The 9,841-nt window shown below is 30.7% G+C and carries 10 protein-coding genes and 1 pseudogene; 1 reads left to right on the top strand and 10 read right to left on the bottom strand.

Annotated features, from left to right (window positions below):
* On the bottom strand, positions 1-195 hold a 195-nt coding region (locus CP367_RS01305; RefSeq protein ID WP_035163558.1), incomplete at its 3' end, for a transposase.
* A gap of 126 nt (positions 196-321) precedes the next feature.
* Here CP367_RS01305 and CP367_RS01300 point away from each other — a divergent pair.
* A pseudogene (locus CP367_RS01300) lies at positions 322-675 on the top strand (transposase); the annotation flags it as partial.
* A 709-nt stretch (positions 676-1,384) separates the two neighbouring features.
* On the opposite strand, the gene CP367_RS01290 reads toward CP367_RS01300, so the two are convergent.
* The 9 genes from CP367_RS01290 to CP367_RS01250 all read right to left on the bottom strand — a co-directional run bounded on the left by CP367_RS01290 (position 1,385) and on the right by CP367_RS01250 (position 9,763).
* Positions 1,385-2,461 carry a YcaO-like family protein gene (locus CP367_RS01290; protein ID WP_013087030.1) on the bottom strand — a complete coding sequence of 359 codons (1,077 nt, stop codon included), beginning with the start codon at positions 2,459-2,461 and terminating at the stop codon, positions 1,385-1,387.
* 4 nt (positions 2,462-2,465) lie between these two features.
* Complete coding sequence (locus CP367_RS01285; protein ID WP_013087031.1) at positions 2,466-3,458, bottom strand: hypothetical protein; 993 nt, start codon at positions 3,456-3,458, stop codon at positions 2,466-2,468.
* A 1-nt stretch (position 3,459) separates the two neighbouring features.
* Positions 3,460-4,269, bottom strand: a complete 810-nt coding sequence (locus CP367_RS01280; protein ID WP_089145711.1) for a hypothetical protein — start codon at positions 4,267-4,269, stop codon at positions 3,460-3,462.
* Positions 4,270-5,106, bottom strand: a complete 837-nt coding sequence (locus tag CP367_RS01275; RefSeq protein WP_089145712.1) for an McbB family protein — start codon at positions 5,104-5,106, stop codon at positions 4,270-4,272. It lies immediately after the preceding gene.
* Positions 5,099-5,815: an AAA family ATPase gene (locus CP367_RS01270; protein ID WP_013087035.1), complete on the bottom strand. Its 717-nt coding sequence runs from the start codon at positions 5,813-5,815 to the stop codon at positions 5,099-5,101. Before CP367_RS01270 ends, CP367_RS01275 begins: the two co-directional genes overlap by 8 nt.
* Positions 5,812-6,543 carry a hypothetical protein gene (locus CP367_RS01265; protein ID WP_013087036.1) on the bottom strand — a complete coding sequence of 244 codons (732 nt, stop codon included), beginning with the start codon at positions 6,541-6,543 and terminating at the stop codon, positions 5,812-5,814. The genes CP367_RS01270 and CP367_RS01265 overlap by 4 nt, the downstream gene beginning before the upstream one ends.
* Before the next feature lie 54 nt (positions 6,544-6,597).
* Positions 6,598-6,873, bottom strand: coding sequence for a hypothetical protein (locus CP367_RS01260; RefSeq protein ID WP_013087037.1), 276 nt, complete (start codon positions 6,871-6,873; stop codon positions 6,598-6,600).
* A gap of 751 nt (positions 6,874-7,624) precedes the next feature.
* Positions 7,625-9,022, bottom strand: a complete 1,398-nt coding sequence (locus CP367_RS01255; RefSeq protein WP_089145713.1) for an APC family permease — start codon at positions 9,020-9,022, stop codon at positions 7,625-7,627.
* 12 nt (positions 9,023-9,034) lie between these two features.
* A complete protein-coding gene (locus CP367_RS01250) occupies positions 9,035-9,763 on the bottom strand; it encodes a gamma-glutamyl-gamma-aminobutyrate hydrolase family protein (RefSeq protein WP_005723688.1) in 729 nt (242 codons plus the stop codon).
* Positions 9,764-9,841: the final 78 nt, after the last annotated feature.

Below are 9,841 nucleotides of genomic sequence, written 5' to 3'. Positions count from 1 at the left end.
TTTGCGGAAATAAGCACCATTTCTAGAATTGCCAGTATTCCAGCCATTTCTGGCATAGGGATCATAGCCCAGAAAGGCAGTCAATTCAGCTTCTAACAAGTTATTAACAGCCTGTTGTAGCTCTTTGCGCAATAAATCATTTATTTTGTCTGGATTGAATAGAGCTTGAGCAAAATCTTTGGTAAAATCATTCATGAAGGAGTTCTTCTTTCTGTATGTGTTTTTTTGTTCAAACCAATCATACGAGAAAGGAACTCCTTTTTCTAATGTTTAAAGAAATAAATTTAAGGAATCATTCATCCTTACACAAACTATTTTACAGTCTCGGCTTCTGTGCACGATGCTAAAGAAGCATTAGAATTAATACTAAATACAGATCTTAAGCAAAAATATATTTTGGGTGATGAAGGATATTTAGGAAAACAACTGTATGATAAGCTGAAAAAGCTGGGCTATACTCTTTGGACACCATACAGAAAAAATATGAAGGGAGCCAAAGAGCATAATGATCATGAATTAATGGCAATTAGAAGAACTATTGAAAGTGACTTTTCATTGTTAGCCTATTACAATGCAGAAAACAATCGGGCCAGAAGTCTGACAGGCTTTCAGGAACGGCTTGAAGTAGCAATTCTTGCTTCAAATATTGCTTATTGTCTAGAACGATTTAACTAGCATCACGCGTATTGATGTATTGAAAAAGCTGTTAGGTTTGTTATGCCTAACAGCTTTTTTAGCTATGAAGTAAAACATAAATAAATATTCCTAATAATCCTACTGCTAAGATTGTCAGAGTAAAATTAACTATCGATTTTGCTTTTTTGGATACATTGGCATGCATTTGAAATTGATAGGCTGCTGAACTAGCCCAATAAATTGGAATAATACTCCAAAAATTACCGTTTTTATGAGTTATTTTCTGAAGCCAAAAGCAAATTATCACTAGGATTAATGTGGCAAATAATATCTTCTTTATTTTATTCATAACATCATTCTAATTTTATTACTTCATCAAACCTGTCATTAAGATTATCATCTAAAACATGAGTAATGTACAAAATCGTTGTCTGTAAATCCAACAGTTTATTTTCAATTTTCTTCAAAGTAGTTTTATCAATTCCTGATGAAAATTCATCAGGAACTAAAATACTTTGGTCAATAATTTTATTGAAATCTATTTATTCAAAGTGACAGCATCAAGCGGAAATGCTCGGGGTATAGTTGAAAACAATAAAAATGTCTCTACTCCTGTTTATTCCAAAGTATTAGGTCAATCAAACCATCCAATGATTATGTGCATTCATTTTAAAGCAAAAATAAAAGTGCCAGACAATCATTCAGTTAAATTACTATCTAACACTAGATTTCTTTTAGTATAATCGCCTTAAGGAAACGGTAAATATTTATATTTATTTGGAAAATTATTATTTGAATGCAAAAGATAAGAAATTTTATAATTATTTGGATTTATAAATGGAGTAAAAATATGAGGATATGCTTCTTTAGCAGAAAAATGCATAACTATACCCCTTATATTTTCAGATTTACCATTTAAAAATGTAAGATAGGGTTTTATTGAATTTTCCATAGAAATTCTTTTTATTTTTTCTATTATACTTAAAGAAACATACGGGTCTTTCTTTTTATTTTCCTGCACACTAGCTTTATTTAAATAATTAAACTTTTTCAATATATATCTAGGAGTTAACCAATTTGAAAATATCATCGAATAAGACTCAATGCTTTGTAAATCAGTATACTTTAAGTGATAATCTAAAGTATTTAATAATTTATTTCTCTTCTTTATTTCATTATCTGAAACATAAAAAGGACTATTCCCCATCCCTTCTGCTAAAGCATTATTTATAGCTGTTAGCAAATTAAAATCCGTTCCCAAACCTACATTATATGAATTTCTATTTATACCCACAAAAAGAATAACATATATATCCTTTATTATTGAGATATCATTTATCATTAAATAAGAAAATTTAAATTTAGAATACGGCTTTAATTGATTGTGGATAACTCTCTTATTAATTTTTTTACCTGGCCATTCCCGTAAAAACGAATAAACCAAGCTTTGTCGTTCTATAAATTCAAAGAAAGCTTTCTTAATCGCATCTTCCACGTTAGTAAAGTAAGCTGTTCCACTTGAGTCAATAAAAGAATTAATATTATAATTCTCCGTATCTCTTAATAAATATACTTTCTGAGGATCAATAAAATTGATTTTATTATCAACGATGTTTAAAGCAGCAACTTTTTTTAACTTATTAGATGGATGTAATTCAATATACCTTTCTGTAAATTCACCCATTCCAGACTTTAAGCAATCAGATAAAGTAAGTTTATTAGCCACACCAAGTAAAGCGTTAAAAAAGCCATCAATTTTTATTGTACTTGTATCTTTTTCAAAAATAGAATTTGAAATTCTAAGATTTTTTATTAATTCTGACATAATTTTAAACTATTGGACAATCTACCTTATTTTTTACATCTTTTAAACTTATAAAATTAATTGAATTATTAGAAATTAATTTCAATAATTGAAATTTGGGGACAACGCAGGATATTAATTCATCACTAAAACACCTAGCAGTCAATAAAGGCTTGTTAAATAAGTCATCTGTAATTAATACTACGTACATGTGTTTAAATGTACAAGAAAGCAGTAACCCCAATTCATGAATATTTTTCGGATCATGACCGGAACACTTATTCCTCCTAACGTGACTTATTGAAGATAGCATATCCATATGCTGAATTTGTTCTGAATTCCACTTCCAATACAAAGTTTTATTATACTTTTTTGATAAACTAACATTAACTCTATCTATATTATTCTGAAACCACATCAAATTCAATTCTTCATATGCTTTTTGCTTAGCGATGTCCACGCTTTTTAAAGAGCTTCCTAACCCACAATGCCAATATTGATTTTCATCTTTATACGCAGCCAAAACAACATAATATGGAAAAAAGAAACTATTCAATAAAAAAATAGTTTTCCTATTATTGGGTTGCCAACCCATAGTAGATATGTTTTTAATATCATTCTTATACCACATTCTTAATAAGGCATTTTTTTCAATAAGTTCTCCAATTGAGTGTTCAATAGCACTAAACATATTTAAATGTGTAGCAGTGCCAGTTGAATCAGCCTGATAATTATAACCTATCTTATAACCCGAAACATATTTAATCTTGTTCGTTATTACATCATACGAAACATACTTTTTTGGAGGATTAGTCGTTGGAATAACTAAAGCATGTCGTTCGCAAGCTTCTGAAATAGCTTTAGCCAATGAGAAATTCGACTTTCTTGAAATAGCATTCCCCCCATTAGGACTGAGCATATTATTAACCAATATTGAATTAAAAGTAGCACGTGAATATATATAATCTTCTTTAAACAGATTATATGTTTGCGATGCGGAAATATAAAAATTTAACATGTTAATCTATTCTTCCTATCCACTGTATTATTTCTATAGGAGCATTTCTTTTATCTAAATCAGCTATAGTAGTTAACAATCTATTATTAAAATCTTGACAGCTAAATTCTCCCATATTTTGAGGTAAAGCAGTCTTTAATGCCTGTATCATTAATCCTATTTCAATTAATGCATTTTTGTAGCCAAGATATTGATACTTTCTAATACATTTTCTAAGATCAGCAGCATAACCAATAGCAATATTAGAATATGGCTTTTTTCTATTTGGATACAAGGCCATATTCAGTTTATTGCTTGAAATACCATTAAATGAATTCAGACGATAAATACAATTTTTTAAGGGATAAAAATAATATACTCCTCTTTTTAAGTCTTCAATGGCATTATCTTCAAGTACAAAGATTATCACATTAATCGGATATAGTCCTCCTCCTGATCCATAACCTCTAGTATTATTTTGTTCATCGTAACCATAAGCTTTATACATTAGTGAAGAGAAATCATCATAAGCAATTTTTTTATTTTTAAAAGATCTATAAGAACATTTTTTTCTATCCAAATTATTACTTTTTAAATTTATCTTCTCTTCAAAATTTTGAGGTATTCTGCTATTTCTTTCCGCATGTCTTAGCCAAGAAAGCATTTCATCATCTAGATAGCTTTTTTCATTTCCACATAATGCTGTAGACGAGCTTAACAAATCAAATTTGCTTACTTCTCTAAACGTAGTAATTGGAAAACTATTTCCCGTGTAATCAGGCCAATCAACCAAACTATCTTGCCAAGAAAACGAATCCTTATTATCTTTCAATTAACCCATCTCCCAAAATTCAGCAAAATCTTCCATTTTTTTATGCGTCTTCATATTTAACTCTTCCATCTTAAGTATTTCTTTAGTCATGTATAAATTAGTATCTTCATCTAAATCAAAAATAGTTAACACTCTTTCCAAAACTAAATTTGATATCATAATTAAATCTACCCAAGAAATTGGATAAATGAGTCCGAAATTAGGATCTTTTTCAAAAATAATGTCAACTAAATCTTGATAAGTATAACTTGTTTGATCTGAATATATTTTTGTTTGAATGTACTTTATATGATCAAAATGATCAGGTAATTCCAATTCAGGGTGATAAATATTATCCAAATAAAAATTAAAATTATAAAAATATCCCAATATTAGGAAATTATTATTAGAGATTTTTTTATATATTTTTCGAACTATTTCAGGATTATAAGGATTTAAAATAACTACTACTAAAGTATTTTTTAAATCAATATTTTTTAAGTTTCGTAATAATATAGTCTGATCGAAATAATGATTGTTAAAAAAATTATAAATTTTTTTGCTATTAGTAACTAACAGTGTAGATTGTAGATTAAAATTTAGATTCTTTAACGGTAATAGTATTTCATTCTCTTGAAGATATTTAACGATATCATCAAAAATATCTTCATATTTTTCTTTTAATTGAAGTAATATATCAGCAGTGATATATCTTCTGTACATAATTTTTTTCAAAAAATGTACTAATTTAATATTTTTAATAATATTAATACGCTCTGTTGTTTGTAGCACCCATGATTGATTATCTAATTCATATATAGCGAACTGAGCAACTCTGTATGTAATATTCTTATTCATATCCTTTATTTTCCTTTCTCATTTCTTGAGTTAAATTAAGAAATGCCTCTTCAGGCGTTGCACCATATTTTTTAGTCAACTGAGCATAACTACCAGAAAAAATAAATCTGTGGGCCGATAAATACTTTAAAGTACAATTAATATTTTTAAATGGTAAAATTTCATGTGAAGTAATAATAACCGGTACTTTTCGTCCAAGTTCTTCCAATAACTTAATAATTTTAATTCGATTTTCTGGATCAACTCCAGAAAGTGGCTCGTCAAATAAATATAGTGATTTAGGCACCATTGCAGATGCATATGTAAACACTAGTTTTGCTTCGCCTCCAGATAAATCCCCCAGAGATTGGTTTAACAATGGATTAATATTTTCATCGAAAAAATTTTTTATTTTTATAATTTTATATTTTTCGAAGCTAGTAGTTTTCCCAAAACTTTTGTACATATCTATCATTTGTTTAACCTTAACATCTGAATAAAAGGGAGTAGATTGAAACATATACATGATTTCTTTAGTAGAGGGAATTCCATATAAAGAGCCTGAATCTATTTTTTTTAATCCACTAATAACATCTAATAATGTGCTTTTTCCAACACCATTTTTTCCCATTAAAACAATTAAATTATTACAAGAAATTTTTCCTGAAAAATTCTCAAAAACATTATTTTTAGAATAACCGGTCGTTATGTTTTTTAATTCAATCGTCAATTCTTAATCCCCCTATTTTGTAGATCAAAAAACTGAAACCCAATAAATCCAACTAAACCAAATATTATACAATCGAATATTACATTAAAAAGAACGACAATATTAGGCCGTAATAACTCATGTAAAACGGAACTTACGAACATATAAGGATTAATTTCAGCTATAATTCTTAGAAAGTTGGGTATAGGAACATTAAATAAAAATAAAAGCCCTAATAATAATGCAGTTGCTAAAATAGACATATCTGATGCCCTTATTCTAAGCAAAAACAGAATATTGAATTCTAATGCAATAAAAGGAAATGAAATTAAAGTCATCAAAACAAAAGTGGCTAACAGTGTAAGAGAAAAGAACCTATATAATATCATTAATGCTATTATAAAAATTATGTTCTCTAATAAAACTATAGCTAATTGAACAAATAAATTTGCTAAATAGATAGCCCACCTACTACCGCTAGCATAATAATATGCTTTTATATACCCACTATTTCTAGTTGAAATAATAGACATAGTTACGCCATTTAAGGCTGTTGCTACAATAATATATGCAATCATTGGTAAACACACTTGTATAAAATCGTTGTTATTAGTAATTGTACCCGTTCCAGAATTGAGCAATTGATAAATTGCTGGGAATAAAAGTGTAAAAAGCAAGCTGATCTTATTATCAACAGCTAACTCAGCATAAAATCTTACAAAAGCTTTGGTTTTTAATATAAAACTCATAGTATTTATTAAAATAGTTGTCAGCCTTACAAGGCTGACAACTATTTTCCTCCTCTATTTACGTTTTCTTTTTCTTAACCCAGCTGCACCAGTTGATACTGAGACACAGCAAGCAACGACTACATGAAAACCACCGCCGCCGCCATGAGAACCACCATGACCACCACCATGATGGTGCACCATCTCAATTCCAAATAAGTTTTCACCATCATCCGCTGTTCTGTAAGAAAAACGAGTTTTATTACTTCTAGCACCACCTAATTGAGAATATTCTCTCTTAGAAACGTTAAAAGAATCTTTGTAACTACTTAAATTGATAGAATCATCCATGATTTTGTCTCCTTTCATATGTCTTAGATTAAAAATATAATAATTCTATCATGTAAGTTTGTCAAGTATTAATTATAATTTAATACAAGCTGCATATATCATATTTTTTACTAAATATGCGATATATGAAGAACTATCTATTGTCAAGAGCCTATCTTTCAATGCAAATCTAATAATGTAGTTGCATCTTTCTTCCAATTACCTCTCCACACACTTGCTATTCTTTATATGGACTAGTTCCATTACAACTAGCTTTTTGGTACTACTTGAATACTACTGAATTTTATCCTAATGAGAAAGAAATTCCGACCATCACTTATCATTACTTATGCATTAAACCACATCAAATTGGTATCCAGTCTTACAAGTAATAAATATACTGAATTTAGCCTATCAGAAGCATCTTACACTTAATAGATTTATCCTGATGAGCAATATATCAGCACACTACTTTTCAAAGTAGCCTAAAAATCATGGCATTATTCAATCTATGTCATACATGACGATTAACTGATTTAATGTAATACGCTTTAACATTCTTAAAAGAAAGATGTTTTTGAAAATACATTTAAGACTATGAATGAATTAGAGCAAACAATTTAAAGAACATATTCACTACCATAATCATAAAACAGTACTAAAAAACCATACTCCGATAGAATATCGAAAGATGGTAATAAAAATAATACATCTTACATTTTTGGTTCATATCATCATATCAAAAATGTAAGATATTCTTACTTAATCATTCTTATCTCCGTTCTCTTCTAGAAATCCAAGCCATAATCAATGGCAACAATACAAAGCCAAAGATCATCATCGCAATAGCGTACCAATTAACGCCAATAACTTGACCTGCATTATTAGCCACGCCAAATTGTGCCTTCCAGTTATATTCAACCAGCAAGAAGATAACTAAGATAATTGAAAGAATCGGTACAACTACATCAGTCCAAACATTCTTATCCGCATTAAGAATATCTTGTTTCTCAGTACCTTTACCGCGGTAGAACTGAATAACCGCAATTGGCACAACGATAAAACCCAAGAATCTAACCATCGCGCTTAAAGTAATCAAGTTGACCATATTGTATTCAAAGGCCATCGGAATCAAAATTGCCAAGCCAACCGAAATAAAGAAAGTTCTAATTGGAAAGTTATTCTTTGTTCTCTTCGTCAATGCTTGTGACATCTGACCCTCTCGAGCCATAGCTTCCAGAATACGTGGAGCATTAAAGCTGGAAGCTACGTTGATCCCAAACATTGAAACCAAGGCACCAACTAAGATCACATCACGTAAGATTTCATTATTAAAAATAGCCGCAATCGCTACAACTTGCTTAGTCGTCATTAAAGCGCGTGGATTAAGTACCATCGCTACCGCTACAACGCCGATATAGACAACCGCAATAATTAAGATTGCCAATGGAATTGCTCGTGGCAAGTTCTTTTCAGGGTTCTTCATATCTTCTGAACCAGAAGCTACTGATTCAAAGCCGGTAAAGGCATAGAAGGCTGAAACAATTGCCATGACAAAGGTAGTTGTAGTTAAAGTTGGCACAATTTTTTGATCATTCTGAGTCAATTGATCTACTTGTCCTAGGTTGCTTGATGCACCAGTAGTAATTAACAAAACCACCCCAGCAATAATAATTAACACCAATGCAGCCAACTTACCGATCGTGGCTAAATTCATTACATACTTAACTACTTTTTGACCAAACAAGTTGATCACGGTAATAATTGCCATCAAGATCAAAAAGCCAATTGTGACATTTATTGCCTTATTGGGATTTCCGCCAAAAATTGAAATAGTTGACTTAATTACCCCAACAGCCATTACGCCCCAAGCTACACTGGCTGAGAAGTAACGCAGAACTCCCATATAAAAGCCAATTTTTTTACCAAAAGCGGCCTTGGAATAAGCATAGGCAGCACCAGATTTAGTGACATACTTTGAAGCTGCCGCAAACGAAATGGCCAGAATCGCTGCGAAAATTGCCGCAATTAAATATACAACTAAGGCTTTACTACCGGCTTGTTGTACTACACTACCAGGTGTTAAGAAAATACCTGACCCAATAATGGCATTAATTGCTAATAGTACAATTGACCAAAAGCCTAATTTATCTCCTGTTTTTTCATTCATCTATTTGCTTCCTTACTTTGCATTATCAACAACAAACTTAAATAAGTTATTCATAAACGCTACATCGGAATTACGGTGCAACATTTCAGGGTGCCACTGCACGGCAATGACATTACCTTTTTTATTTTCTAGCCCTTCAACCACACCATCAGGAGCTGTTGCCACTGCTTTTAAATCTGGTGCAACGTCTTTAATTAATTGATGGTGGAAAGAATTAACGCGAAATTCAGTTTTACCCAAAATTTCAGCCAATTTACTATCAGCTTCCACTTCCATACTATGAGTAGGCAAAGTTGGCGTATGACCTTGCATGTGTTTCAAAGTAAGTTCTTTTCTGTATGAAAGATCTTGGTAAAGCGTACCGCCATGAGCCACATTAATAATTTGAGCACCACGACAAATGCCGAGTACCGGAATACCATTTTCTTCTGCTAACTTTAACAAGCGCATATCAAAATGATCGCGTTCAGGCCAAGTAGCACCAATCTTTTGCATTGGTTCTTCGCCATAAAAACGTGGATCAACATCATGCCCACCAGATAAGATCAAGCCTTGAACATGATTAAGCTGTTCACGAATTACCTCATCATTTTCAGTAAATGGAATAATGTAAGGCACACCGCCATTTTGAACTACTGAATCTACATAGTCTTCGTTCACATAACTACGATGATAACCAGGGAAAATTCCTCCATCGTCAATAATTACAGAACCTGAGATACCGATAATTGGTTTTGTCATTTATGCTCCTCCTTTTGCTTACTTTTTGTATGTAATATTATAGAGAATTTCTTTGAAAAAGTACAATATTAGATTTGA

It is taken from the genome of Lactobacillus sp. UMNPBX16, assembly GCF_002553775.1.
In the GTDB taxonomy this organism is placed as follows: domain Bacteria; phylum Bacillota; class Bacilli; order Lactobacillales; family Lactobacillaceae; genus Lactobacillus; species Lactobacillus crispatus.
The sequence above is the reverse complement of the archived record's forward strand: the minus strand, read 5'-3'. Positions and strand labels throughout refer to the sequence as shown.

Excerpts from the sequence above, each read along its gene's own strand:
- CP367_RS01290 (WP_013087030.1), bottom strand. The coding sequence starts at position 2,461 with ATGTCAGAATTAATAAAAAATCTTAGAATTTCAAATTCTATTTTTGAA.
- CP367_RS01285 (WP_013087031.1), bottom strand. The coding sequence starts at position 3,458 with ATGTTAAATTTTTATATTTCCGCATCGCAAACATATAATCTGTTTAAA.
- CP367_RS01275 (WP_089145712.1), bottom strand. The coding sequence starts at position 5,106 with ATGAATAAGAATATTACATACAGAGTTGCTCAGTTCGCTATATATGAA.
- CP367_RS01265 (WP_013087036.1), bottom strand. The coding sequence starts at position 6,543 with ATGAGTTTTATATTAAAAACCAAAGCTTTTGTAAGATTTTATGCTGAG.
- CP367_RS01260 (WP_013087037.1), bottom strand. The coding sequence starts at position 6,873 with ATGGATGATTCTATCAATTTAAGTAGTTACAAAGATTCTTTTAACGTT.
- CP367_RS01255 (WP_089145713.1), bottom strand. The coding sequence starts at position 9,022 with ATGAATGAAAAAACAGGAGATAAATTAGGCTTTTGGTCAATTGTACTA.
- CP367_RS01250 (WP_005723688.1), bottom strand. The coding sequence starts at position 9,763 with ATGACAAAACCAATTATCGGTATCTCAGGTTCTGTAATTATTGACGAT.